The organism is Vibrio sp. 1F253 (assembly GCF_041439295.1).
Lineage (GTDB): Bacteria > Pseudomonadota > Gammaproteobacteria > Enterobacterales > Vibrionaceae > Vibrio > Vibrio tasmaniensis_A.
Genome location: NZ_JBGONU010000127.1, coordinates 1 through 1820 on the forward strand (window position 1 = coordinate 1; position 1820 = coordinate 1820).

1 protein-coding gene is annotated in these 1820 nt (G+C 45.6%); it reads left to right on the forward strand.

Annotation, left to right across the window (positions count from 1 at the left end):
- Nucleotides 1–576 precede the first annotated feature (576 nt).
- Nucleotides 577–1820: group II intron reverse transcriptase/maturase (gene ltrA, locus ACED28_RS23105; protein ID WP_371710847.1), on the forward strand; the 1244-nt coding region annotated here is incomplete at its 3' end.

The window sequence follows — 1820 nt, forward strand, 5'->3', positions numbered from 1 at the left end:
GGGGCGTGCGACGTGAAGTCGTATGAAGCGCTGTTCACCGCTTAACGAGTGAACCATTTGTATCACCAGATGAACCTAGGAGCCTGAATAAAGTAGCGGCTCTGACAATGTAACGAAGGTTGGCATTTGCCAATCGGGATCTAAATCGTGAGAGGACGATCCTCCTGATAACCACAATCGGGTGAGTGCTAGGTAGTCAGTATGATGAACATAAGTAAATCCGCGTAAGGTGCGTTATGTGATGAAACAGCGGAAGTGGTTAATACGCTGTAGCCAAAAGGCATGAGAGTCGGAAAGAGATTGCCCCATGCTCTTTCGTGATCATTGAACTCTTCGCACCATAGCGGGCATCTACCCTGACATTGCGCGACATACGGAACACGGTAAGCCTGTATCACTCCCTTTGGGAAAGCCTTTGTGGCCGATAGTGATGCAGGTATAGGAGGTTGGAAAAAGCGAAGGCTGCATTGTAACGATGCAGATACAGACTTGTGTCTGGTCACGAAAGTGAGCCCACTTCCGACTGGTCTCCCGTTGCGAGAGAATATGAAGAACTTTATTCAAGGAGAAACGCAAATGATGATTTCAAAAGAGATTAGTGCCTCTCCTGACAGCGCTCAATGGCAGTCAATCGACTGGAAAACCGTTGAAGCGCATGTATTAAAGCTCCAGATGCGTATCGCAAAGGCAACTCGAGAAGGTAAACACGGCAAAGTGAAAGCTTTGCAATGGATACTGACTCACTCGCGTTCAGCAAAACTTCTTGCTGTTAAGCGAGTATCTCAAAACAAAGGCAGTAAAACGTCTGGAATAGATGGTGTTATCTGGAATACAGATACACGCCGTATGAAAGCAGTGAATCAAATGAGTCGAAGAGCTTATCAAGCTAGACCGCTCAAGCGTATCTATATCCCCAAAAAGAATGGCAAACTTCGACCACTGGGTATCCCGTGCATGATAGATAGAGCGCAACAAGCGCTTCACCTATTAGCATTGGAGCCTGTGTCGGAAAGCCTTGCAGACCCTAACAGTTACGGTTTTCGACCAAGGCGAAGCACCGCTGATGCTATCGGGCAGTGTTTTATCTGCTTGAGTCAAAAGCGTTCAGCGCAATGGGTTCTTGAAGGGGACATCAAAGCCTGTTTCGACAAAATCGGGCATCAATGGCTGATGGACAATGTTGCCGTTGACAAGCGTATGTTGGGACAATGGCTAAAGTCTGGCTTTGTAGACAAAGGGCTATTTTACGACACCGATGAAGGTACGCCTCAAGGTGGGATTATATCCCCAACCTTGATGTTAATGACTCTCTCTGGTCTCGAACAGCAAATTAAGTCTACCGCTCTCAAAAAGGGAGCAAGAGCCAATTTTATTGGATACGCCGACGATTTCGTCGTCACTTGCGCTTCAAAGGAAGTGCTTGAGAACGATATCAAACCGTTGATTGCTGACTTCTTAGCGGAAAGAGGCTTAACACTCTCCGAAGAGAAAACGCACATCACTCACATCAATGATGGCTTTGATTTCCTAGGTTTTAATCATAGGAAGTATAAAGGAAAATTGCTCATTAAGCCGAGTAAATCCAACACGTTAATGTTCTTAAGTAATCTGCGTGAACTCATCAAAAAGCACGTAACCCTTCCAGTGAATGATCTTATCAAACTGATAAATCCGAAACTCAGGGGATGGTCGAACTACTATCGACACTGCGTGGCAAAACAGATATTCGGTTATGTCGGTCACAAACTATTCCATACGTTATGGCACTGGGCTAAAAGGCGTCATCCAACAAAGTCTAAAACTTGGATCGCCCTAAAATA